Raw genomic sequence first — 21,796 nt, forward strand, 5'->3', positions numbered from 1 at the left:
CGGGCCTATTCGCGCGGGGCGACGCGGCTGCCGTCCTCCGCGGTATTGCCGGGGTTGAGCACAACCTGGTCGCCTTGCGCGAGCCCGCCCAGGACCTGAGCGTACTCGTCATTGATCTGGCCCAGTTCGACCGTCCTAACGCGGGACCGGCCATCTTCGATGGCGAAAACCTGCCATTCGCCCTTGGGGCCGCGGAATAGGGCACCGATGGGGACCCGCAATGCATTCTCGTCGCGCCACAATTCGATGGTAGCGTCGATCTGATAGCCATGGCCAAGCCGCGCAGCCTGCGCCACCGACAGGTCTATCAGGTCGATGATCACATTGACCCGCTGTTCCTCGATGCCGAGTGCCGAAATCTTGAGCCGTCCAAAGGGTTCGACCCTTTGCACCCGGCCTGCCAGCGGCTCGGGTCCGCCCCATTGCGTCACGGAAACACGGTCGCCCGGCTTGACCTTCACCGCTTCGCGCGAAAGCAGGTCCACCACCAGTTCGATCGCGTCGGGGTTGCCGATTGTGACGAGCGGAGTGCCTTCCGCGATCACGCCTTCGCTCTCGTTGATGACCGACAGGATCTTCCCTCCGGCCGGGGCGCGTACCGGCACCGGCGCTCCGGATCCGCGCCCGTCGGGATTGGCGATCATCGCCCGCAGTCGCGCGATTTCGCCCCGCGCCTGTGCCACTGCCGATTTGTCGGTGGCGACCCGCGTGCGCGCGGCTTCGAGCTGGGCTTTCGAAACGAACCCGCTTTCCGCCAGCGCTTCGGCCCGTTCGAGGTCGCGGGTCGACTGCGCCATGGATGCACTCGCACCCGCTTCTGCGGCCACTGCTGCTGCCAGAGCGCCGCGCGCTTCGTCGCGGCTGCGTTCGTCGAGCGGCGAGGAGGGGCGGCCGGTCATCCTTGTGATCAGCGCGCCGCGCGCAACGCTGTCGCCCGGTTCCAGTTCGATCCGTTCCAGATAGCCCGTGACAGGCGCCGACACGACGTAGAACTCCTCGGCACGGGTCACGCCATCATCGGTGATGCCGACCGACATTTCGCCGCGAGACACTTCGCCCGCATCGACCGGCGTTGATTCCGGCCATAGGCCATAGAGCAGCCCGATGCCCAGAAGCGCCGCTATCAGGATCGCCCAGCGCCATTTCATGATCAGCTCGCGCATCAGTCGCGCGCCTTCAGGACGCGGACCATGTCGAGCCGCATCACGCGCCGTGCCACCACCACGGCGGTGACTCCGGCAGCAATCAGCACGACGATCGCCGAATAGGCATAGGTCGCGCTGGTCGGCGCAAAGGGCAGGCGGAAGAGATCGGAACTGAACATCATCATCATCAGCTGCGCCATCCAGTAACCTATGAGTAGCCCGAAGGGTACCGACACGACCACCAGCAGGGCGATCTCGCCGACCAGCACCAGGGCAACCTCGCTGCGGTGATAGCCCAGCACGCGCAATGTCGCCAATTCATGCGCCCGTTCGGAGAACAGGATCCGCGCGCTGTTGTACACCACCCCCACCGCGATTGCCGATGCGAAGGCAATGTAGAACAGGACCATGGTGTTGATATTGTCGTCGATCATTGTGGTGAAGCGTTCCATCTCCATGTCGCGGTCACCAATACTGAGCGTGGCGGGCATCGCCTTGAGCTCGGTCAACAGCGCCTCGCGTTGCAATGGATCGATCAGCAGGAGCGCAGCGCCAACCGGTGCACCGTCTCGGGCCAGTTCGCCGATGGTCTTGTCGGTGGCATAGGCGCGTGTGCCGATGAATTCGTCCACCACCGCACCGACTGGCAGAACGGCTTCGGTTCGTCGCCCGCCGAGCATTTTGACCCGCACCACATCTCCCGCCTGCACATCCAGCTGGCGAGCGAGCTGGCGGCTCAGCATCAGGCCACCGGGCGGCATGTCGATCAACGCGCCGTCCTGGTCGATCCGCGAGGTCAGGATCGAGCCCGGCGTCGTCGCTTCCAGCGCGGTCCGTTCCCGAAGATTGCCGTTGCGCATTTCCACGCTGAGCCCGCGGATCGGTTCGACCCGCAAGACGCCTGGCATCTGGCGCAATTCGTAGAGCACGTCTTCGTTGCGCGGTTCGGTGAAGGTCACGGAGATGTCCTGCCGCTGCGAACGGAAGAAGTAGCTCTCGAGCATGTATTGGCTCGAATCGATGAATTGCAGTGTCGAGAAGAGCAGCCCCATCGATATCGCCACGCCGCTCACCGTCAGCGCGGAGCGGGCGGGCCAGCGTGCGATATGCCGCGCGATCATATGGCCGATGGCGGAGAAACCGGCCTTTTGCCCAAGCCGCTCGACTGCCCCGGCGCGATAGATCGGCGGCGGCGGCGGCGACATCGCGACCGCCGGGCTGAGCCGCGCCGCGTTCCACACCCCGCTCAGCGCGCCGAGCGACGCCGAGCCGATTGCCAGCCCGGCGGCCCCGACGAAGACCAGGGGGTCGAAGCTGAAACGCAGGAAGGGGAAGTGGTAATATTCGGCATAGAGCGCCGTCATCGCGCGCCCCATCCATATGCCAGCCCCGCTGCCGATCAGCGTGGCCAGCGCGGCGATGGCGAGCGCGAATTTGAGGTAATGCCAGCCGATTGCCGCTCCGGAATAGCCGAACGCCTTGAGCAGCCCGATTTGCGACCGCTGGGTGCGGATCATGCGCCCCAGCACGATGTAGACGAGGAAGGTCGACACCAGCAGGAAGACCGGCGGAATGACTTTCACCATGGCTTCCAGCTGGTCGAGCTCGCTCTGCAGAAACTGGTGGCTCAAATGGTCTTCGCGGCCATAGGCGCCCGTGCCGCCATAGGGTTCGAGCAGGCGATCGATGCCACGGATCACATCGGCTTCCGACGCGCCGTGCTGCAACGATACCGATAGCGAGTTGATTGCTTCGGTCCGGTCGGTCGCAGCTTCGAGCGCCTTCTGGCCCATCCAGAATATCCCGAAACGCGTGTCATCGGGAATGATGTCACCCGGGGCGAGCGCATTGATGTAATTGGGGGCCAAGCCAACGCCCACGATCTTGAGCCGCTGCTTGTTGCCATAGATGATCGCGTCGATCTCGCTGCCGGGGCCGATGTCATTGGCCTGAGCGAAAGCCTCATCCACCACCACTTCGCCCGGCTGGTCGGGCGAAGGCATGCGGCCCGACTTGAGCGTAACGCGGTTAAGCTGGTCCTGCCCGCGATCGTCAACCGATTGCATCAGCGCGCGCACGGCATCGACCCGTCCCGGCATATCGAGGATCGCATATTGGATGATCGAGCCCTGCGCCTGTTGCACACCATCGATCTGCGCGACGCGGTCGACCACGCTTCGCGGTGCGCGCGTCATCTGCGCGAACACATCGGCAAAATGATTGCGCGCGTAATAGGCGTCGCGCGTCATCATGAGCGAACCGTGGACACCCATCGACAGGATGAAGGTGGCCGAGGCCGCAGCCAGCACGACGGCAATGGCCAGCGCCTGCCCGCGCATGTGCCACAGGTCGCGCAGTAGCATGAGGTCGAGCGCCTTCACCAGCTGATCTCCGAGGGTGCGATGCGGCGGCTATTCTCCTCGATCCGGGCGATCTGCCCGTCGAGGAAATGGAACACCCTGTCGGCCATGGCGGCGATGCCGGCATTGTGCGTGATCAGGATCAATGTCGTTCCAAGCTCGCGATTGGCGCGATCGAGCGTTTCGAGCACGCGCACGCCGGTTTCGCTGTCGAGCGCGCCGGTTGGCTCGTCGCACAGCAGCACGCCCGGTTGCTTGGCGATTGCGCGCGCCACCGCAACCCTTTGCTGTTCGCCGCCGGAAAGCTGCGCGGGGAAATGCGCCCGCCGTTCTGCCAACCCCACCAGTTCAAGCGCCTGTGCCGGGTCCATGGGTTGTTCGGCGATGTCGGTGACCAGCCGGACATTCTCCTCCGCAGTCAGGCTGGGGATGAGGTTGTAGAACTGGAAAATGAAACCGATCTGCCGCCGCCGGAACTGGGTGAGATCGGCATCGTCGAGTGCGGTCAGTTCGACGCCTTCGTAATGGAGCGTGCCTTCGGTTGGCCGGTCGAGCCCGCCGACGATGTTCAGAAGAGTCGATTTGCCGCTGCCCGATGGGCCAAGCAACACCAGCACTTCGCCTTTGTGAATCTCGAAATCCACCCCGCGCAGTGCATGCACCTGCGTTTCGCCAGTGATGTAGGTCTTGCGCAGCCCCCTGCCCGTGAAGGCAGGCGGATGTCCTCCTGTCAGGTCGGCTTGTGGCGGGCCCTGCATTTGCTTGCATTAGCAGCCCGATCGATGCCCGCGCTACGGAAATCCCCACATTGGCCAAATCGTTACCGGTGCGCGCGCCTGCATTCTGCCTCCGCCTCGGGAGGATTGCGTAGTGACCGGCAGGGCTTCGCGCATCTAGCTTCGCTTCCGCCGGGTGCGCGGAGAATTTCCATTGGAGGGGCGATGGGTGGCGATCAGACAATAAGGTGGTTCGAAACGCTGACGCGGGATGACGTCCCGATTGTCGGCGGCAAGAACGCTTCGCTCGGCGAAATGATCGGATCGCTGGTCGGCAAGGGCATCAATGTCCCGCCGGGCTTTGCCACCACTGCAGCGGCATATCGCCGCTTCCTTGCCGCAAACCTGCTCGACAAGCTGATTTCGGAAAAGATGCAGGAATTCCACGCTCGCAAAGCGAGCCTGAGCGACGCCGGGGCTGCCATCCGCCATGCGATATTGGCTGCCGAATGGCCTGACGATATCTCGCATGCCATCACCTCGGCCTATCGCGAGCTTGCGGCGCGCGACAGCCGGGAAGCGGCGGGCGTGGCTGTGCGGTCGAGCGCGACAGCGGAGGATTTGCCCGATGCAAGCTTTGCGGGGCAGCAGGAAAGCTTCCTCAACGTCCGCGGCGAAGCCGAGCTGCTCGATGCCTGCAGGCGCTGCTTCGCTTCGCTCTTCACCGATCGCGCGATCGCCTATCGCGAGCTGAAGGGCTTCGGCCATGATGCGATTGCGCTGTCGATCGGGGTGCAGCGCATGGTCCGTTCGGACAGCGCCGGGTCAGGCGTGATGTTCACCATCGATACCGAGACCGGCTTCGACAAGGTCGTGCTCATCAGCGCCGCCTGGGGGTTGGGGGAATATGTGGTGCAGGGAACCGTCGAGCCTGACGAATACCATGTGTTCAAGCCCTTGTTGGCCAATCCGGCGCTCGTTCCGATCATAAAGAAGCAATGCGGCGCCAAGCAGCGGATGCTCGTCTACGCCGACAATGGCAAAGGCACGCAGTCGCGAGCTACCCCGGATCATGATCGCGAGCGGCTGGTGCTGGGCGACCGAGAGATACTGCAGCTGGCAGGATGGGCGGTGACGATCGAGCGGCATTATGGCTGCCCGATGGATATGGAATGGGCCAAGGACGGGCCCGATGGAGAGCTCTTCATAGTCCAGGCGCGCCCGGAAACGGTGCGCGTGCATGAGCGGAGCGACCTGCTGCGCGAAGTGGAGGTCAGGAACGCGGGGCGCGTGCTCGCGCGCGGGCAGGCGATCGGTTCGCTTGCGGCAAGCGGGACTGTGTGCCGGATCGAGGATGCCAGCAAGATCGACAACTTCGTCGATGGGGCGGTGCTGGTTACCGGGTTCACTGACCCGGACTGGGTGCCGATCATGCAGCGCGCAGCAGCGATCGTCACCGACCATGGTGGGCGCACATCGCATGCCGCCATCGTCAGCCGTGAGCTGGGCGTTCCGGCGATAGTCGGTTGCGGGGATGCGACCACGAGCCTTGCTGATGGCCAGGTAGTGACGGTGAATTGCGCCGTGGGCGAAACCGGGCTTGTCCATGATGGCCGCGCCGAGATCCGCGAGAAGGAAATCGACCTCGCCGATCTTCCCGAAACCCATACGCATGTGATGCTAAACCTGGCGGATCCCGCTGCGGTTTATCGCTGGTGGAAGCTTCCGGCGGATGGCGTTGGCCTGACGCGGATGGAGTTCGTCATTGCCAACCATGTCAAAGTGCATCCGATGGCCCTTCTGGAGCCCGACCGTGTGAAGGATCGCGGCGAACGCGACCAGATCGCGCGTTTGACGCGCGGATATGCCGAACCTGCGGAATATTACGTCGAACAGCTGGCCTTGGGCTTGGCGCGCATCGCGGCGCTGATGCACCCAAAGCGGGTGATCATCCGCTTCAGCGATTTCAAGACAAACGAATATGCCGATCTGGTTGGGGGCCGCTTCTTCGAGCCGGTCGAGGAAAACCCAATGATCGGCTTTCGCGGGGCTTCGCGCTATGCCTCGCCTCTGTTCCGTGCTGCCTTTGCGCTCGAGTGCCGGGCCATTGGCAAGCTGCGGCAGGAAACGGGATTTTCCAATGTCGCGGTCATGGTGCCGTTCTGCCGCACGACTGGCGAGGCTGACCAGGTGCTGTCCGAAATGGAGAAGAACGGACTCGCCAGGGGCGAAGGCGGGCTTGAGGTGCTGATGATGTGCGAAGTGCCCAGCAATGTGATCCTTGCTCGCGAATTTGCAAAAAAATTCGACGGGTTCTCGATCGGCAGCAACGATCTGACTCAGCTGGTGCTCGGCATCGATCGCGATTCAGATTTGCTTGCCGATGAATTCGACGCGGGCGATCCGGCAGTGCGCTGGATGATCCGCCGCGTGATCGCCGAAGCGCATGATTGCGGCATCCCTGTGGGTCTCTGCGGCCAGGCACCGAGCGACGATCCGGAATTCGCGGAATTCCTGGTCGAATGCGGCATCGATTCGATCTCGGTTACGCCGGACAGTTTCGTGGCGGTGAAGAAGCATGTCGCCCATGCCGAAGAGGCACTCCACAAGGCAAACCGGGAAAACAGGCAGATTGTCGGCACCAAGGTTATTAACTGATCGGGTTCGGGGGTGGCAACAGCCTGTCAAATGGCTAAGCTTCGGAAAAATCACACTGCGCTGCCGATATTCCGTGCGCGGCAGAGTGCAAGCTTTCGAGGTGCCGCCGCGCCATGCTGAATATCGCCACGCTGACGCTCAATCCCACTATCGACCTGGCCTATGTCGTCGACCGGCTTGAGCCGACCGACAAGCTGCGCGCGCCGCCACAACAGGCCGATCCCGGCGGCGGGGGGATCAATGTCGCGCGGGTCTTCGTGCGCATGGGCGGCAATGCGCGCTGTCTTTACCTGTCGGGCGGGCCCACCGGGATTGCGCTCGACGCGCTGCTGGACCTGCACCAGCTGGTGCGCGAACGTGTGGCGATCGCCGGGCACACGCGGGTCAGCACCACGATCCTCGAAAATGGCAGCGGAAAGGAGTTTCGCGTCGTCCCGGCTGGCCCGGAAGTCAGCGAAAGCGAGTGGCAGGCCTGCCTCGAAAAGATCGACGCGCTGGAATGCGACTATCTGGTCATGAGCGGGTCGCTACCGCTTGGCGCGCCGAGCGATTTCTACGCACAGGCTGCGACTGTCGTCCAACGGCGGGGAATTCGCACAGTGCTCGACACTTCGGGGGCAGCACTAACCGAAGGGCTGGGCGCCGGAGGACATGAGCTGATCAAGCCCAACCTCAAGGAGTTCCAGCACTTGGTTGGCAAGGAACTTTCCAATCCCGAAGCGATCGGCGAGGCCGCGCAATCCATTGCAAGTCAGGGCAGCGCGCGGCTCGTGGCGGTGACGATGGGCGCGGATGGTGGCGTTCTCGCCAGTGCCGACGGAATATGGCGCTGCGAGGCGCCAAAAGTCGAAACCGCCAGCGCGGTGGGTGCGGGCGACAGCTTCGTAGCTGCCATGGTGTATGGCCTTGCAAGCGGACGAAGCGACTTCGACGCTTTCCGGCTCGGCATAGCCGGCGGCACCGCCGCCCTGATCACTGCCGGAACGGGCCTGGCCCACGCGGAAGACACAAGAAGGATCTTTGCGCAGATCGAAACGGGCTAGGTGATTGCATCGCTGAGTGACGCCGCCTCAGCAAGCTTGCGCTCCGGTCTTGTGCAGATATGCTCGGCTCAACAATGCTTAGGTAAGGAAAGCTGCAATGGACATACGCCAGGTCGAACCCGGATTTGCGGTGGCTCCGCAATTGCAGCCAAGCGATATGACGGAGCTGGCCCGACAAGGTTTCGTCGCCGTCATCTGCAACAGGCCGGACGGCGAAGACGACGGACAGCCGGGCGTCGATGCAATGCGCGCCGCGGCGGAAAGCGCGGGCCTTGCCTTCCATCACATTCCCGTCAGCGGCGGGCAGTTCCCTGATGCCGCGATCGATGCCTTTCGTGCCGTTCGCCAAGCGGCAGACGGCCCGGTCATGGCCTATTGCCGCACCGGGACGCGCTCGATCACTCTGGAAACGCTTGCCAATCCCGAAGGGCGCAGCGCATCCGACCGGCTGGGCCTTGCGAGTGCTGCCGGATATGACCTGTCTGGCCTGGCCGGCAGGCTGGGCGATTGAGCGTCCCAAGTCAGGAGAATTCCCATGCCCACTTCGCAATCCCATGAAGTCGTGATTGTCGGCGGCGGCGCCGCGGGGATCGCCACTGCCGCATCGATGCTCAAGCGTCGCCCCTCGCTCGACATAGCGATTATCGAGCCGTCCGAAGTCCATGCCTACCAGCCGGGCTGGACCATGGTTGGCGGAGGCGTTTTCGAACCCGAAGTCACGGTGCGCCCGATGAGCAGGGTCATGCCGAAGGGCGTGGATTGGATCAAGGCCGCCGCCGCCAGTTTCCAGCCCGAGAACAATCAGGTCACGCTGCAGGACGGTTCAACGATCCGCTACGAGCTGCTGATCGTGGCTCCGGGCATCCGGCTGGCGTGGGAGAAGATTGCCGGGCTGGAAGAAACGCTGGGCAAGAATGGCGTTACGTCCAACTATCGTTACGACCTGGCACCCTATACTTGGCAGCTGGTCCAGCAATTGCGGAAGGGCCGCGCGATCTTCACGCAGCCGCCGATGCCGATCAAATGTGCCGGCGCGCCGCAAAAGGCGATGTACCTTTCGTGCGATCACTGGCTGCAGCGCGGCGTTCTGGGGGATATCGAGGTTGAATTCCGCAATGCCGGTGGCGTGCTGTTCGGCGTCGCCGACTATGTCCCCGCGCTGATGGAATATGTCGAAAAGTATCACATCGGCTTGAAACTCGGCAGCAATCTCGTTGCTGTCGATGGCCCGGCGCAGAAGGCGACATTCAAGACCGAAGCAGGCGAAGTGATGTGCGATTTCGACATGTTGCATGTCGTGCCGCCGCAGGTCGCACCGCAATTCCTTGCCGACAGCCCGCTGGCGGCCGAAAGCGGCTTCGTCGATGTCGACCAGCACACGCTGCAGCATGTGCGCTATCCGAACGTATTCGGATTGGGCGATGCCGGATCGATGCCCAATGCCAAGACCGCCGCGGCGGCGCGCAAGCAGGCTCCCGTGGTTGCCGTGAATGCATTGCGCCAGCTTGACTGCAAGGGGCCGACTGCCGGCTATGACGGCTATGGTTCGTGCCCGCTAACCGTCGAACGCGGCAAGATCGTGCTGGCGGAGTTCGGTTATGGCGGCAAGTTGATGCCCAGCTTCCCGACCTGGCTGATCGACGGCACCAAGGCCCAGCGCCTGTCATGGATGCTCAAGGCGGATGCCTTGCCTTGGATATACTGGAACGGGATGTTGAAGGGCCGCGAGTGGCTCGCCGGGCCCGGAAACATGATCGCTCACTGACTCGCAATCACCGAAAGGCCTCGCGATGCTCGCACGCTATTTCCCGATCCTCGAATGGGGCCGGACATATAATCGGGGGGTGCTAACCAATGATTTGATGGCGGCGGTGATCGTCACCATCATGCTGATCCCGCAAAGCCTTGCCTATGCGCTGCTGGCGGGGTTGCCGCCGGTGGTGGGGCTCTATGCCTCGATCCTGCCGCTCGTCGCCTACGCCATTTTCGGCACCAGCCGCACGCTGGCCGTGGGGCCGGTTGCGGTGGTTTCGCTGATGACGGCATCTGCCGCTGGCGCAGTGGCCGCGCAGGGCACCGCGGAATATCTCGAAGCGGCGATCACGCTGGCGGCATTGTCAGGCATCATGCTGGCCATTCTGGGCATTTTGCGCGCCGGTTTCCTTGCGAACCTGCTGTCGCACCCGGTTATCAGCGGCTTCATCACCGCTTCCGGTATCCTTATCGCGACCAGCCAGCTCAAGCATATCCTTGGCGTGAAGGCGGGCGGCGACAATTGGCCCGACATGTTAGGAGGGCTCGCTTCGACGATTGGCGATACCAATATGTGGACGCTGGCGATCGGTGTCCCGGCGACATTGTTCCTGTTCTGGGTCCGCAAGGGCGCGAAGCCGGCGTTGCAAGCCGTGGGAATGTCCGCGCGCGGTGCGGATATCGCGGCCAAGGCCGGCCCGGTCGTCGCCGTGGTGCTGACGATCCTTGCGGTGGTCAGCCTCGGCCTTGCGGACAAGGGCGTGAAGCTGGTGGGTGCGGTGCCGCAAGGGCTGCCGCCATTTGCCGTGCCGTCGACCGATCTGTCGCTGATCCAGCAATTGTGGGTGCCCGCGCTCCTCATCTCGATCATCGGTTTCGTCGAAAGCGTGTCCGTGGCGCAGACGCTCGCCGCCAAGCGCCGCCAGCGCATCTCGCCTGACCAGGAACTGATCGGGCTGGGCGCTTCGAACATCGCCAGCGCCTTTTCGGGCGGTTATCCGGTGACAGGCGGTTTCGCCCGCTCGGTGGTCAATTTCGATGCGGGTGCAGAAACGCCTGCGGCGGGGGCATACACCGCGGTCGGCATTGCGCTGGCTTCGCTGTTCCTTACCCCGCTGCTGTTCAACCTGCCGGTCGCCACGCTGGCGGCGACGATCATCGTTGCAGTGCTGAGCCTGGTCGACCTCAAGACCCCGGGCCAGCTGTGGCGCTATTCCAAGGCCGATTTCGCGGCGCATATCGCCACGATCGGAATCACCCTGCTCGCTGGGGTCGAACTCGGTGTGATCGCGGGCGTGGCGGTAGGCCTGCTGCTTTACCTGTGGCGCGCCAGCCGCCCGCATGCTGCGATTGTGGGGCGGGTGCCGGAAACCGAGCATTTCCGCAATGTCGAGCGGCACAAGGTGTTCACCGTGCCGCATGTGCTTTCGATCCGGATCGACGAGAGCCTGACCTATCTCAACGCCCGCTGGCTTGAGGAATATGTGCTTGAGCAAGTCGCCGAAAGGCCGGCGGTACGCCACGTGATCCTGATGTGCAGCGCAGTGAACGAGATCGACGCTTCCGGGCTCGAAAGCCTTGAGGCGATCAATCATCGCCTGGGCGATGCCGGAATCGGGCTGCACCTTTCCGAAGTGAAAGGCCCGGTGACCGATCGGCTCGGGCGCACCCATTTCCTCGACGAACTCAACGGTCGGCTATTCCTGTCGCAGAACCGCGCCTTTGCCGAGCTATCGCAGGACACCGGGGAGCCGCCGCCGCCCAACGATCATTACCTTGCCCGCGGCATGATCTGATCGTTTGAAAGTCGGTGGCGGAGACGGAGGGATTCGAACCCTCGGTACCCTGATAGAGTACGGTTCCTTAGCAGGGAACTGGTTTCAGCCACTCACCCACGTCTCCGCAAGACGCATGCATTTCCGGCTGCGAGGGGCGCGCTATAAAGCTGCGAAGTTGAAGCGGCAAGTATCTCGCGCAAAAAAGCGCATGCCGCCCTTTGGACTCGCTTCGCCGCATTTTCGATTCGGTTCACCGCCGCGCAATTGTCGAGCCGCCAGCATAGGATTCTGATGCAAATTGGAAGGGCCCAACCATGGGCCGGGCAGAGACAATGAAGAACACACTCACCGGGTATTTCAAACATATCGGCATCGCGCTGGCGGCAGGATTCGCGCTGGCCGCGGCTCCTTCGGTTGCGCAAGAGCTCCAGTCGATCGATCCCGACAGCGCCTATGACGCTCCGATCGATGGCGATCTGGCCGCGCCGCAAGCGCAAACACCGCCAGCACCTGCCGACCAGACCGGAAACGATCTGGTCGCCTTCGGTGCGGAAGGGGCACAGGAAGCGCAGCAACTTCCTCCGGCAGAGGGAACGGCCGATGCAGCCGCGCCTGCCGTGGAGACTGCCACTGCGACGCAGGGCAGCGAAACCACCTATGGCGAGGACGATTTGATCGGCGCGGCCGAAGGCGTCTTCGGCAAGGGCGCGGAAGGGCTGGCCAAGGTGATCGAAGACCTGCTGAGCAAGCAGGGCGAGCCCAATGCCTATATCGTCGGGCGCGAAGCGGGCGGCGCTTTCGCAATCGGCGTGCGCTATGGCTCGGGCACGCTGCACCACAAGGTCGAAGGCAACCGTCCGGTCTATTGGACTGGCCCGTCGATCGGTTTCGATGCCGGAGCCAATGCCGCGAACACATTCGTGCTGGTCTACAACCTCTACGATTCCGAGGAGCTTTACGAGCGTTTCCCGGCGGGCGAGGGCCAGGCCTATCTCGTCGGCGGGCTGCACGTCAGCTACATGCGCAAGGGCGACATCGTGCTGATCCCGATCCGGGTCGGCGCCGGGCTGCGGCTGGGCATCAACGCCGGCTACATGAAATTTTCGAAGAAGCAGCGCTGGTTGCCTTTCTGACTTGATCCCACCTGTGGGTCGCACTGGGCCGCAACAGGGATTCCCTGTTGCGGCCCTTCGCGTCTCGTTGCATGGCGCACCCCATGCTCGAACGACTCACACCGCAAGCCCCTGACGCGCTGCTCGCGCTCATCAAGCTCCACGCCGCCGACCCGCGCACTGACAAGATCGACCTTGGCGTCGGCGTCTATCGCACCGGGCAAGGCGATACGCCGGTGTTCGCGGCGGTGAAGAAGGCCGAGCAGATCCTGGTCGATCAGCAGGACAGCAAGTCCTATCTCGGCCCCGAAGGCGACATGGGCTTCGTCAACGCGCTGATGCCGCATATCTTCGGCTCGGATGCAACCATGGGCGGCCGTATCACCGGCATGCAGACCCCCGGCGGCACCGGCGCGGTGCGGCTGGCGGTGGCGCTGGCGCAGAAGGCCGGTGTGAAGCAGCTCCACCTTGGCAAGCCCAGCTGGCCCAACCACGCGCAGATCCTCAACGACATTTCGCTGGACGTGGTGTGGTTCAACCATGCCCGCGAAGACGGCACTGCCGATCTCGATGCCGTGCTCGATGCGATTCGCAGCGCCGGTTCCGATGCGGCAGTCCTGCTCCACGGCGCGTGCCACAATCCCACCGGGATCGACTACACGGCAGAGCAGTGGAACGCGATTGCGGACGCTTTTACCGAAAGCGGCGCATTCCCGATCATCGACCTCGCCTATCAGGGGCTTGGCCACGGGATGGAGGAAGACGCCTATGGCCTGCGCCGCGTGCTCGCCGCCGTGCCCGAAGCATTCATCGCCTATAGTTGCGACAAGAATTTCGGCGTTTATCGTGACCGCGTGGGCGCATTTTACGCCATGACGCGCGAGCCGGAGGATCTCGACACCGTATTCTCCAACGCCAATGCGCTGGCCCGTGCAGCATGGTCGATGCCGCCCGATCATGGCGGTGCCGCAGCGCGCATCATCCTGCGCGATCCGGCGCTGACCGAGCTATGGCTCGACGAGCTGACCCAGATGCGCCAGCGCATGCGGCAGGTTCGCGAGCGGCTGGGCCAGGCCGGAATGGCAGGCAGCGTGGATCTTGCGCCGCTCGCTCACCAGAACGGCCTGTTCTCCATGCTTCCGGTCACGCCCGAACAGGTGAAGCAGCTGCGCGAAGAACACGCGATCTACATGGCCGGTTCGGGCCGCATCAACATAGCCGGCTTGACGATGGGCAATATCGACAAGTTTATCGCCGCGATTGCTGCGGTCACCGGCTGAGATGGACCGGCAGCCGGTCCTTGAAGGGGAGCGGTTGCTGCTGCGGCCGCTGGCAAGCGATGATCGCGACGCGCTTTTCCGCGTGGCATCGGATCCGCTGCTGTGGGAGCAGCATCCGATCGGCGATCGCTGGCAGCCCGACGTGTTTCGTTCCTTTTTCGACGAAGGCCTGAACAGTGGTGGTGCACTGGTCGTAACCGACCGGGCGAGCGGGCGGATCATCGGCAGCTCGCAGTTCCGGCCCGATTCCATCGATCCCGACGCGGTCGAGATCGGCTGGACCTATCTTGCGCGCGAATATTGGGGCGGCGCCTTCAACCGCGAGTTGAAGCGGCTGATGCTGGCGCATGCGCTCGCAAGTGTGCCGCGCGTGCTGTTTCGCGTTGGCTCGGCTAATTGGCGCAGCCGCAAGGCGATGGAAAAGATCGGCGGGATGCTCACCGACAGGGTCGAGCATGTCGAGTACAAAGGCCGCCCGGTGCAGCATGTCGTCTACGAGATCACCCGCGAGAGCTTCGCCAGGGGGCCGCTGGCCGGGTGATTGGCCTTTGGATAGGCCGTTGAAGGCCTTGCCAGCCTAAAAGCAGTTCCCCATGCTGATGCCAATTGAATCAGGGGTATCAGCCGCATGAATTGCTTCCGTACGATCGCCGTCAGCCTTGTCGCGCTCGCCGCATCTTCCGCCGCAGCGGAGGAAGGGTTCTACCAATATCCCAGCGCAAGAGGCGACGTGCTGGTATTCGCCAGCGAAGGCGATCTGTGGCGCAGTTCGCGCATCGGCGGCAGCGCCGTGCGCCTGACCAACCATGAAGCGGAAGAAACCGACCCCGCACTTTCGCCCGACGGCACGATGGTGGCCTTCAACGCCAGCTATGACAGCGGGCAGGACGTTTATGTAATGCCGGTGGCAGGCGGCGCGCCGCGCAGGCTGACATTCGAAGGTAGCGGCCTTCGGACCGTCGGCTGGACGCCCGACGGCAAGGTCATCTTTTCATCGCGCATGGCAGGCGGCGGGCAGGGCGAAGTCCTTTACACCGTCGACCCGCGCGGCGGCGCGGCCGATCCCATCCCGCTCTGGCGGGCGAACGATGCGACATTCGGGCAGGACGGCCGCACGATCTTCTTCTCGCGCCGCGGATTGACCGCTCGCGCGCGCGACAATGCCGTGCTGTATCGCGGCGGCGGCATGGCGCAGCTGTGGAAGTGGGATAGCGGTGCCCGCGAAGAAGCGACCCAGCTGCTCGCCGATTTCGGCGCACCGATCCGCCAGCCCATGGCCTATGGCGGCCGCATCTATTTCGTCTCGGACAAGAGCGGGGCTGATGCAATCTGGTCGGTCGCGGAAGACGGAACCGGCGTGGTCCAGCACTCGCCGGAAATGCCTTTCCCGGTGCTGCAGGCGAGCATCGATGCAGGGGAGATCTTCCTGCAGAACGGCGCTGACCTGCATGTCTATTCGATTGCGGCGGGCACGCTCAGGAAACTCGCGCTCGACATAATCACCGATCGCGAACAGACGCGGATCCGCTCGATCGAGGATCCGCTGGGCCTGTTGGAAGCGGCGCGGATTTCACCATCAGGCGAAAGCGTTGCGGTTGTGGCGCGCGGGCGCGTCGCGCTCGGTGCTCCGAAGCAGTTGCGGCGCGTCGAATTCGCGACACCGATGGACGCCCGCGCGCGCGAAGCGGTGGCCGGACCCAAGGGCGATCAGCTCTTCCTGATCCTCGACCAGGGCGAACGCGGCGATCTCTATCGCATGCCCGCGGACGGATCGGGCCAGCCGATCGCCGTCACCAAGGGATATGACGCGCATATCTGGTCGTTCGCAGTGGCGCCCGATGCCAAGACGATCATCGTCTGGGACATCCAGTCGCGCCTGCAGAAAGTCGATGTCGCAACCGGGCAAGCCACCCTGCTTGCGAAAAACGACACTGGCGATGACACGCCCTTTTCGGGCGTCGTGTTTTCACCCGATGGCTCGCACATCGCCTATGCCGAAACTTCGCGCGAGAATGGCGGCAACACAGCCGATATCTATGTCCAGAACCTCGCCACTGGCGCGCGGGTCAAGGCGACGTCGGGCAAATATAACGACTATGCACCCGCCTTTGCGCATGACGGGGCATGGCTCTATTTCATCTCGGATCGCAACTTCGCTCCCACGCCCGGCCACCCGTGGGGCGATCGCAACATGGGCGTGTCCTTTCCCGATCGCGGCGAGATCTACGCGCTCCAGCTCGATCCTTCCGCTGAATTCCGCTTCCGCGAAGACAATGAGCTGACGCGTTCGACCGACAAGGAGGAAGGCGACAAGGACGCGGCGCCGAAGGGCGGCAAGGAAGCCGAAGGCAAAGATGCCAAGGAAGAGAGTAAGGCGGCGAAGATCGTGATGAATGGCCTTGCCGAGCGGCTCTACAAGGTCCCGGCCAAGCCGGGCGCGGGGCGCACGCTGCTGGCAGCCAAGGACTTCCTCTTCACCTATATGGACGAGGATGTGGCCTCCATCGCGATCGACAAGAGCGATCCAAAAGTTGAAACCTTCGCCAAGGGCGCGCGCGGGATAGAGCTTTCCGCCGACCGCAAGACGGCGCTGGTCGTCACCGGAGCGCCGGGCAAGCCAGTGCTGTCGCTGGTGCCTGCAGCGGCCAAGATGCCCGAGAAGCTGGAGCCCAATCTTGTGCGGCTCAAGGACTGGCGCCTGTCGGTCGATCCGGTTGCAGAATGGCACCAGATGTTCGTCGACGCATGGCGGCTCCACCGCGACCTCGCCTATGATCCGGCGATGCGTGGCGTCGACTGGAATGCGGTGCGCGCGCGGCACGAGCCGCTGCTGGGCAGGATCGGCCACCGCGCCGAACTCAACACGATCCTGGGGCAGATGGCTTCGCAACTCGGCATCCTGCACAGCCAGGTTCGCCCGGGCGATTTGCCGGAGGATTCCGAAAACGGCGAGATGGCCTATCTCGGCGCGCAATATAAGCCGGTGGCCGGCGGCTTGCGGATTGACAGCATCTATCAAGCCGAGGCCGATCTCGTGGCGCAACGTCCGCCGCTCAGCAGGCCGGGAATCGATGCAAGGGTTGGTGACGTGATCCAGCGTGTCGACGGCCGGCCGGTCTCCTCTCTGGCCGAGCTGCGCCTCGCTCTGGGATCGAAGGCCGGCCAGCAGGTCCGGCTCGATCTCGCGCGGGGAACCGGCACGGTGAGCACGATCGTGGAACCGATGAACATGCGCGGCGAGGTTACCGCCAGCTACAATGATTTCGTCGAAACCAAGCGTGCGGCCACGAACCGGATGTCGGGTGGCAAGATCGGCTACCTGCACCTTCAGGCGATGGGGGCGGGCGATGTGGCAAGCTTTGCGCGCGACTATTTCCCGCAGCTCAACAAGGACGGGCTTATCATCGACGTCCGCAACAATGGCGGCGGCAATGTCGACAGCATCCTCATCTCGATGCTGCTGCGGCGCGCATGGGCGTTCTGGGCCGATCCCAGCGGCACCGGCGTCGCCACAACCAATATGCAGAACGCCTATCGCGGGCATGTGGTGGTGCTGATCGACGAGCGGACCTATTCCGATGGCGAGACCTTCGCCGCCGGAGTCAAGTCGCTCGGCATCGGGCCGCTGGTCGGAACGCGGACCGCAGGCGCGGGCATCTGGCTGTCCGACCGCAACCGCCTGACTGACAATGGCGCAGTCCGCATCGCCGAAAACGCGCAATATTCGATCGACGGGAAATGGATCATCGAAGGTTACGGGGTTGGGCCGGACTATGAGGTCGAGAACGGCCCCTATGCGACCTTCCAGGGCCAGGACGCGCAATTGCAGGCCGCGGTTTCGATCCTTCAGGAGAAGATCAGGCAGGAACCGGTCCGCCCGCTTGTCCCGCGCGGTTTGCCGACGCTTGGCACGCCCGCATCGGATGTGCGGCCATTGGGGGATGGAGCCCGCTGAGCGGGCCGGGCAGGCCTATCCGGCCAGCGCCTGCATCCGCTTGAGGTAGCGCGCCAGCACGTCGATCTCGAGGTTGACCTTGTCGCCGGTGCGCAGCGCGCCCAGCGTGGTCACTTCGCCGGTGTGCGGGATGATGTTGAGCATGAAGGTGCAGGCACCGTCATTCTCGTCGCGCAGATCGTTGACCGTCAGTGACACGCCCTGCACCGTGATCGAGCCCTTGGGTGCGATGAAGGGGGCCAGGCTTGCTGGTGCGCGGATATCGACCCGCCAGCTGTCTCCATCGGGCTCGGCGCGGGACACCTCGCCCACGGCATCGACATGGCCGGTCACGATATGCCCGCCGATCTCGTCGCCTACGCGCAGCGAGGGTTCGAGGTTGAGCCGCGCACCTTCGGCCCACATGCCGGGTACAGTGCACGAGACCGTCTCGCCCGACACGTCGACGTCGAACCAGGCTTCGCCCGCGGCCCCGCCGCGGTCGACCACTGTCAGGCACACGCCCGAACAGGCGATCGACGCGCCAATGTCGATCCGCGCGGGATCGAGCGGCCCCGCGATGCGCAGGCGCAAATCGCCGCGTTGCTCTGCCTTCGCGATAGTGCCGATGGCGGTGACGATCCCGGTGAACATGGCTGCTGGCCCCTTTCTCAGACGCGCTGATAGGCGGCGAAGTGGTCGCTGCCAAGCTGGCGCTGTTCGACCATGCGCCAGCGGCCATGCGCATGGTCTAGCCGGTCGAGCCCGATATCGTCGAGCGCGCGCAGCCCGTCTCCGATCAGGATCGGTGCGCGATAGATTTCGAGCCGGTCGACCAGGTCAGCCTCGATGAAGGCAGAGGCGGCCTGCGATCCGCCTTCGACATAGAGATATTGCACATCCGCCAAATCCTGAATCTCATTGGGCGAGGCTATGGCGCGGACGCCATCGGGGGCGGGCCCGCGGGTCATCACGATCCGCTCCGGGCTGCGCTCCTCTAGCCCCGGCAGCCGCACGTCGAGCCGCGGAGCATCGGCGCGCCAGGTGCCGCCGCCGACCAGTATCGCATCATGCATCGCCCGCCGCGCATGGACATGACCGCGCGCGATCTCGCTGGTGATCCAGCGGCTTTCGCCGTCCTTGCGCGCGATGCAGCCATCGAGCGACATGGCGAGCTTGAGCGTTACATGCGGGCGGCCCTGCTCCTCGCGAACCAGGAAGCCGGCAAGGCTTTCGCGCGCCTCGGCATCGTCGAGCACGGTCACTTCGATCCCGGCATCGGCGAGCCGCGTGATGCCCTTGCCGCTGGTGCGCGGATCGGGATCGCCAATGCCGATCACCACCCGTGCCGGCGACGCTTCGGCCAGCACATCGGCGCAGGCCGGGCCGCGCTCGCTGCGATGGGCGCAGGGCTCGAGCGTGACGTAGACGGTCGCGCCTGCCGCACCGCCGGAGCCAAGCTGTGCCAGCGCATGCGCTTCGGCATGCGGGCGACCACCGGGCTGGGTCCAGCCGCGTGCGATCACGATCCCGTCGCGTACGATCACGCATCCGACGGCGGGGTTGGGGCGAGACAGTGGACGAGCGCGAGCGCCAAGTCGGGCTGCGGCCCCCATCCAGCGCGCGTCGTCAATCAAGGCGAATCAGTCCTCGTCCCGTTCCGCCGCATCGGCGGCGCCCGGCTTGACCCGGTTGGCAAGAATCTCCTCGCGCCGGGCGGCTTTGGCAGCTTCTTCGCGGGCGCGCTCTGCCACCGCTTCGCGCTCCATCGTCTCGACGTCGATGCCGGTCGCCGAACCCAACGTGCGATAGAGCTCGCGCTTGCGCGCCTCGATCACCGCGCGTTCGTCGCGCAATTTGTCCTGCTTTTCCTGGTTGGCGAGGTTCTCGGCCATGATCTCCTCGTCGCTGCGATCCGCCGCGAGCGTCGAGATATAGGTGACCTTGGGCCGCTCGGGCTCCTTGGTGCGCGCTTCGCTGCCTGCCCACAACAGTATGGCCAGAGCCGGAAGGGTCGAGGCCATCAGTATCGGCCAGCGATAGGGCTGGGGACGCCGGAGGTAGTCCCAGAAATCGGCCACGCCGGGGCCGGGATTGTAACGTTGGAGCGATCGCATGGGGTGAACATAGGGCCGCAGCGCGCGCGATGCCAGAGATTCGCGCCGAACCGCGGAATGAACGGCTCAACCGAACCTGGCGTAGAGCGTTCGCCCGTGCTGCTTCAACCAGCGATCTGCCACGGCGATCTCGCCTTCGTAAATATCGCCTAGCAAAGCGTGGAAGGCGGGGCTGTGGTCGAAATGGACGAGGTGCGTCACTTCATGCGCCACGACTGAGCGGCGCACGAAATCGGGCGCCTGCACCAATCGCCAGTTGAGCCGGATTCGCTGCCGGTCGGAGCAACTGCCCCAGCGGCGATGCGCCCGCGAAAGCGCCACCGGCACCTGCTCCAGCCCGGCGGCGGCGCAATAATCCGCGCTGTCGGCTTCGAACAGAGCCAAAGCCTCGCGCTCCAGCCAGCGTGCCAGTCGCCTTTCCAGCGCATCGAGCTGGCCGCCCAGCACTATGCTCTCGCCCTTTAACGCCGGTCGGCGCGAAGCGGCGGCATGCCATTCGATCCGCAGGCTTTCGCCACGATAGGCGATGGTCCCGCCAGGTTCAGGGGCGCGTCGCTCGGGCAGCTTCGCCAGTTGCGCGGCAAGCCAGTCGCGCCGCGCATGCGCAAAAGCGATCGCTTCGCGGCTGCGCGCCCAGCCGGGCAGGGTGATCTGCACTGCGCTGGCATCGGCGGCGAGCCGCAAAGTGAGCCGGCGTGCGCGGGAATGACGCTTGAGCACGATCGGCAGCACGCGCCCACCGATCTCGATTTCGGGCTCGATCATTTCGCGGCGCAGCCAGTCGATCACTCGCTCCCCCATTCGACGATATGGTGCTCGAGCGGCCCGGCATCGACTTCGCTCACCACGCGGCCCGCCACCGATACGCCTTCATGCTTCACCGCTTCGCGATCGCCAGAGATCAGATAGTGCCAGCCGGGCAGGGGGCGGTCGTCCGCGCGAAGGCGATAGGCGCAGGTGCGCGGCAACCATGGCACATCCTGCACGATCTTCAACGTCAGCCGCAGGCAATCGGGCACGAAGGCCTTGCGGTTGCGATAGTCGGTGCATTGCGCCGTGCGCGTATCGAGGAGCTTGCACGCGACATTGGTGTCGCTGATTTCGCCGGTATCCTCGTCCTCGATCTTGTGCAGGCAGCAGCGGCCGCAGCCGTCGCACAGCGCTTCCCATTCCGCCCGGCTCAACTCGCCGAGCGGCAATTCCCAGAAGCGGTCCCTCAGCTCACCCATTTCGCCAATTCGGCTGCAACGGCTTCGGCGCCCTGGTCGGTCGGCAGCGTGGCGAGCGGCTCGCCCTTGGGCCCGAACAAATAGACGATGTTCGAATGATCGACGAGGTAGCCGCCGCCCGGCGTCGTCTCGCCGCGCGAATAGAATACGCGGAAATTGTTGGCGGCCTGCTTGACCTGTTCGGGAGTGCCGGTGAGGCCGATCAGATCGGGCGAGAAGGCGGCGGCGAATTCGCCCACCACTTGCGGCGTGTCGCGTTCAGGGTCGACCGAGATGAAGATCGGGGCGATTTTCGCCGCGAGTTCGGGCGACTTTTCCGCGAAAATCCGGTGGCCCTGCATCATGCGTTGCGTATCGGTGGGGCAGATGTCCGGGCAGAAAGTGAAGCCGAAATAGACCATGCGATAGCGCCCGTCGAAGTCGCTCCAGCGGACAGTTTCACCGTCCTTGTTGACCAGTTCGAACGGGCCGCCGATATCGGCCCCGGCCAGCGGCGGCTCGGCAGCGGGTGCCTGTGCGGCGTCGCAGCCTGCCAGCGCCAAAGCGGCGGCTGCGATCGGAACCCAACGGAATTTGCGGTTTTGGTGAGGCATGGTGTCTCGGTTCATGGTCTGCTAACCGGCTATCGTGAACAGCCGTTGATATGGGTTGTGACAGGGTTTTTGAAAGGAT

Annotated in this window: 18 protein-coding genes and 1 tRNA gene; 9 read left to right on the forward strand and 10 right to left on the reverse strand. The window is 64.2% G+C overall.

All coding sequences use genetic code 11. From position 1 onward, the window contains the following. Nucleotides 1–5: 5 nt before the first annotated feature. The 3 genes from ACUJ47_RS12280 to ACUJ47_RS12290 are packed head-to-tail and all read right to left on the reverse strand — an operon-like array spanning nucleotide 6 to nucleotide 4,263. A complete protein-coding gene (locus ACUJ47_RS12280) occupies nucleotides 6–1,163 on the reverse strand; it encodes an efflux RND transporter periplasmic adaptor subunit (protein WP_445538676.1) in 1,158 nt (385 codons plus the stop codon). Continuing rightward, nucleotides 1,163–3,526 (reverse strand): ABC transporter permease, encoded by a 2,364-nt coding sequence (locus ACUJ47_RS12285; RefSeq protein WP_445538677.1) that lies wholly within the window; start codon nucleotides 3,524–3,526, stop codon nucleotides 1,163–1,165. The genes ACUJ47_RS12280 and ACUJ47_RS12285 overlap by 1 nt, the downstream gene beginning before the upstream one ends. Continuing rightward, nucleotides 3,523–4,263, reverse strand: coding sequence for an ABC transporter ATP-binding protein (locus tag ACUJ47_RS12290; RefSeq protein ID WP_445538678.1), 741 nt, complete (start codon nucleotides 4,261–4,263; stop codon nucleotides 3,523–3,525). The genes ACUJ47_RS12285 and ACUJ47_RS12290 overlap by 4 nt, the downstream gene beginning before the upstream one ends. Before the next feature lie 183 nt (nucleotides 4,264–4,446). Between ACUJ47_RS12290 and ppsA the strand changes: the two genes are divergently transcribed. From ppsA to ACUJ47_RS12315, 5 genes are all read left to right on the forward strand, one after another. Beyond that, nucleotides 4,447–6,879, forward strand: a complete 2,433-nt coding sequence (gene ppsA / locus ACUJ47_RS12295; RefSeq protein ID WP_445538679.1) for a phosphoenolpyruvate synthase — start codon at nucleotides 4,447–4,449, stop codon at nucleotides 6,877–6,879. Between the two features lie 113 nt (nucleotides 6,880–6,992). Next, nucleotides 6,993–7,922: a 1-phosphofructokinase family hexose kinase gene (locus ACUJ47_RS12300; RefSeq protein WP_445538680.1), complete on the forward strand. Its 930-nt coding sequence runs from the start codon at nucleotides 6,993–6,995 to the stop codon at nucleotides 7,920–7,922. A gap of 97 nt (nucleotides 7,923–8,019) precedes the next feature. Then, nucleotides 8,020–8,433, forward strand: coding sequence for a TIGR01244 family sulfur transferase (locus ACUJ47_RS12305; RefSeq protein ID WP_445538681.1), 414 nt, complete (start codon nucleotides 8,020–8,022; stop codon nucleotides 8,431–8,433). 24 nt (nucleotides 8,434–8,457) lie between these two features. Continuing rightward, nucleotides 8,458–9,687, forward strand: a complete 1,230-nt coding sequence (locus tag ACUJ47_RS12310; RefSeq protein ID WP_445538682.1) for an NAD(P)/FAD-dependent oxidoreductase — start codon at nucleotides 8,458–8,460, stop codon at nucleotides 9,685–9,687. Nucleotides 9,688–9,712: 25 nt separating this feature from the next. Further along, nucleotides 9,713–11,470 carry a SulP family inorganic anion transporter gene (locus ACUJ47_RS12315; RefSeq protein WP_445538683.1) on the forward strand — a complete coding sequence of 586 codons (1,758 nt, stop codon included), beginning with the start codon at nucleotides 9,713–9,715 and terminating at the stop codon, nucleotides 11,468–11,470. A 15-nt stretch (nucleotides 11,471–11,485) separates the two neighbouring features. On the opposite strand, the gene ACUJ47_RS12320 is transcribed toward ACUJ47_RS12315, so the two are convergent. Further along, nucleotides 11,486–11,576: transfer RNA gene (locus ACUJ47_RS12320), tRNA-Ser, on the reverse strand. A gap of 208 nt (nucleotides 11,577–11,784) precedes the next feature. On the opposite strand from ACUJ47_RS12320, the gene ACUJ47_RS12325 reads away from it, so the two are divergent. The 4 genes from ACUJ47_RS12325 to ACUJ47_RS12340 all read left to right on the forward strand — a co-directional run bounded on the left by ACUJ47_RS12325 (nucleotide 11,785) and on the right by ACUJ47_RS12340 (nucleotide 17,799). Continuing rightward, a complete protein-coding gene (locus tag ACUJ47_RS12325) occupies nucleotides 11,785–12,585 on the forward strand; it encodes a DUF1134 domain-containing protein (RefSeq protein WP_445538684.1) in 801 nt (266 codons plus the stop codon). Between the two features lie 83 nt (nucleotides 12,586–12,668). Next, a complete protein-coding gene (locus tag ACUJ47_RS12330) occupies nucleotides 12,669–13,844 on the forward strand; it encodes an amino acid aminotransferase (RefSeq protein ID WP_445538685.1) in 1,176 nt (391 codons plus the stop codon). A gap of 1 nt (nucleotide 13,845) precedes the next feature. Then, a complete protein-coding gene (locus ACUJ47_RS12335; RefSeq protein ID WP_445538900.1) occupies nucleotides 13,846–14,385 on the forward strand; it encodes a GNAT family N-acetyltransferase in 540 nt (179 codons plus the stop codon). A gap of 87 nt (nucleotides 14,386–14,472) precedes the next feature. After that, nucleotides 14,473–17,799, forward strand: coding sequence for a S41 family peptidase (locus ACUJ47_RS12340; protein WP_445538686.1), 3,327 nt, complete (start codon nucleotides 14,473–14,475; stop codon nucleotides 17,797–17,799). Between the two features lie 15 nt (nucleotides 17,800–17,814). Here the strand turns inward: ACUJ47_RS12340 and ACUJ47_RS12345 are convergent, their stop codons facing one another. The 6 genes from ACUJ47_RS12345 to ACUJ47_RS12370 all read right to left on the reverse strand — a co-directional run bounded on the left by ACUJ47_RS12345 (nucleotide 17,815) and on the right by ACUJ47_RS12370 (nucleotide 21,717). Continuing rightward, nucleotides 17,815–18,432 (reverse strand): riboflavin synthase, encoded by a 618-nt coding sequence (locus tag ACUJ47_RS12345; RefSeq protein WP_445538687.1) that lies wholly within the window; start codon nucleotides 18,430–18,432, stop codon nucleotides 17,815–17,817. A 17-nt stretch (nucleotides 18,433–18,449) separates the two neighbouring features. Continuing rightward, nucleotides 18,450–19,415 carry a bifunctional diaminohydroxyphosphoribosylaminopyrimidine deaminase/5-amino-6-(5-phosphoribosylamino)uracil reductase RibD gene (gene ribD, locus ACUJ47_RS12350; RefSeq protein WP_445538688.1) on the reverse strand — a complete coding sequence of 322 codons (966 nt, stop codon included), beginning with the start codon at nucleotides 19,413–19,415 and terminating at the stop codon, nucleotides 18,450–18,452. Nucleotides 19,416–19,421: 6 nt separating this feature from the next. Next, nucleotides 19,422–19,895, reverse strand: a complete 474-nt coding sequence (locus tag ACUJ47_RS12355; RefSeq protein WP_445538689.1) for a hypothetical protein — start codon at nucleotides 19,893–19,895, stop codon at nucleotides 19,422–19,424. A 66-nt stretch (nucleotides 19,896–19,961) separates the two neighbouring features. Then, on the reverse strand, nucleotides 19,962–20,684 hold the full coding sequence (locus ACUJ47_RS12360; RefSeq protein ID WP_445538690.1) for a M48 family metallopeptidase: 723 nt from the start codon (nucleotides 20,682–20,684) through the stop codon (nucleotides 19,962–19,964). Next, nucleotides 20,681–21,124, reverse strand: a complete 444-nt coding sequence (locus ACUJ47_RS12365) for a YcgN family cysteine cluster protein (protein ID WP_445538691.1) — start codon at nucleotides 21,122–21,124, stop codon at nucleotides 20,681–20,683. Before ACUJ47_RS12365 ends, ACUJ47_RS12360 begins: the two co-directional genes overlap by 4 nt. Beyond that, a complete protein-coding gene (locus tag ACUJ47_RS12370; protein ID WP_445538692.1) occupies nucleotides 21,112–21,717 on the reverse strand; it encodes an SCO family protein in 606 nt (201 codons plus the stop codon). Before ACUJ47_RS12370 ends, ACUJ47_RS12365 begins: the two co-directional genes overlap by 13 nt. Nucleotides 21,718–21,796: the final 79 nt, after the last annotated feature.

The sequence above is a fragment of the Altererythrobacter sp. Z27 genome, assembly GCF_052683155.1.

Coding starts and splice junctions, on each gene's coding strand:
- ACUJ47_RS12280 (WP_445538676.1), bottom strand. CDS start 1,163: ATGCGCGAGCTGATCATGAAATGGCGCTGGGCGATCCTGATAGCGGCG.
- ACUJ47_RS12290 (WP_445538678.1), bottom strand. CDS start 4,263: ATGCAGGGCCCGCCACAAGCCGACCTGACAGGAGGACATCCGCCTGCC.
- ppsA (WP_445538679.1), top strand. CDS start 4,447: ATGGGTGGCGATCAGACAATAAGGTGGTTCGAAACGCTGACGCGGGAT.
- ACUJ47_RS12300 (WP_445538680.1), top strand. CDS start 6,993: ATGCTGAATATCGCCACGCTGACGCTCAATCCCACTATCGACCTGGCC.
- ACUJ47_RS12305 (WP_445538681.1), top strand. CDS start 8,020: ATGGACATACGCCAGGTCGAACCCGGATTTGCGGTGGCTCCGCAATTG.
- ACUJ47_RS12310 (WP_445538682.1), top strand. CDS start 8,458: ATGCCCACTTCGCAATCCCATGAAGTCGTGATTGTCGGCGGCGGCGCC.
- ACUJ47_RS12315 (WP_445538683.1), top strand. CDS start 9,713: ATGCTCGCACGCTATTTCCCGATCCTCGAATGGGGCCGGACATATAAT.
- ACUJ47_RS12325 (WP_445538684.1), top strand. CDS start 11,785: ATGAAGAACACACTCACCGGGTATTTCAAACATATCGGCATCGCGCTG.
- ACUJ47_RS12330 (WP_445538685.1), top strand. CDS start 12,669: ATGCTCGAACGACTCACACCGCAAGCCCCTGACGCGCTGCTCGCGCTC.
- ACUJ47_RS12335 (WP_445538900.1), top strand. CDS start 13,846: ATGGACCGGCAGCCGGTCCTTGAAGGGGAGCGGTTGCTGCTGCGGCCG.
- ACUJ47_RS12340 (WP_445538686.1), top strand. CDS start 14,473: ATGAATTGCTTCCGTACGATCGCCGTCAGCCTTGTCGCGCTCGCCGCA.
- ACUJ47_RS12345 (WP_445538687.1), bottom strand. CDS start 18,432: ATGTTCACCGGGATCGTCACCGCCATCGGCACTATCGCGAAGGCAGAG.
- ACUJ47_RS12355 (WP_445538689.1), bottom strand. CDS start 19,895: ATGCGATCGCTCCAACGTTACAATCCCGGCCCCGGCGTGGCCGATTTC.
- ACUJ47_RS12365 (WP_445538691.1), bottom strand. CDS start 21,124: ATGGGTGAGCTGAGGGACCGCTTCTGGGAATTGCCGCTCGGCGAGTTG.
- ACUJ47_RS12370 (WP_445538692.1), bottom strand. CDS start 21,717: ATGCCTCACCAAAACCGCAAATTCCGTTGGGTTCCGATCGCAGCCGCC.